Source organism: Mesonia oceanica (assembly GCF_902499555.1).
In the GTDB taxonomy this organism is placed as follows: Bacteria; Bacteroidota; Bacteroidia; order Flavobacteriales; family Flavobacteriaceae; genus Mesonia; species Mesonia oceanica.
Map to the genome: position 1 here is coordinate 1 of NZ_CABVMM010000061.1, position 859 is coordinate 859.

General features: G+C 29.5%; 1 protein-coding gene. It reads right to left on the minus strand.

The window, feature by feature from the left end; genetic code table 11:
• Window positions 1-3 precede the first annotated feature (3 nt).
• Complete coding sequence (locus tag FVB9532_RS19315) at window positions 4-840, minus strand: LapA family protein (RefSeq protein ID WP_150546816.1); 837 nt, start codon at window positions 838-840, stop codon at window positions 4-6.
• Between the last annotated feature and the right edge of the window lie 19 nt (window positions 841-859).

Below are 859 nucleotides of genomic sequence, written 5' to 3' on the forward strand. Positions count from 1 at the left end.
TTGTTAGCGGTAGTTTTTATTATTTCGTATTCTATATGTTCTTATTATGTTTTCTAATTCTCTGTGTGTTACATTCAGAGAGTCAATTTCAATTTTTTCAAACTCGTCTTCATCATAGAAATAAGTCAAATATGATTTAGCTGATTTCCCATAACCTTCTTGTACAACTTCTTCACTTTCTATATTAGACCAACTTTTAAATTCTATGTTTTTGGTTTGCATTCCTTTCGAGTCAATTATTATTTTTGGTTTTCTATCAAGTGCTTTTCTAAATTCCTTTATTGTGCTGTAAAGTCCAATTCCAGTCATTATTAAACCCAAAATATATTGTTTGGTTTCTCCTTTAGTGAAAAAATATATTCCAACTCCAATTATTAAAATCGAAACTCCTAGTTCAATATATTTATAGGTTTTCGAATAGTGAATTTCCATTTTAGGTGGAAGAGAATAATCTTCTCTATATTCATCTTCTTGCTCAAATTTCTTTTCAAGTCTTTTAAGTTTACTCTTATCCTCGGTATTTCTGATTTCAGTTTTTTCGAAAATATTTCCGTCATTCCAAATCAATTTTTCTTGGATGGCTCTTTTCTTTAATTCGTGTACGTTTCTCACATTCTCAAATGCCCAAATTCTCCACTTGGTAATCATAAAACTCCAAATTAACCAAGCTAAAACAAACCCTATTAAAAAAGCTATTCCAATTCCCCAACCAGGAATTAAATTCTGTTTTGATAAGTATAAAGCCAAAGCAGGACAGCCAATAATTGCAATAAATACAGGAACATTCACTATTAAATGTCCTCTTTTTATTGCTTTATCAACAGTTATTTGTTGTCTCATTCAGATTTGGGTTTAATTA

What these genes read in the sequence shown, in the direction of transcription:
- FVB9532_RS19315 (WP_150546816.1), bottom strand. Translation starts at nt 840, where the DNA reads ATGAGACAACAAATAACTGTTGATAAAGCAATAAAAAGAGGACATTTA.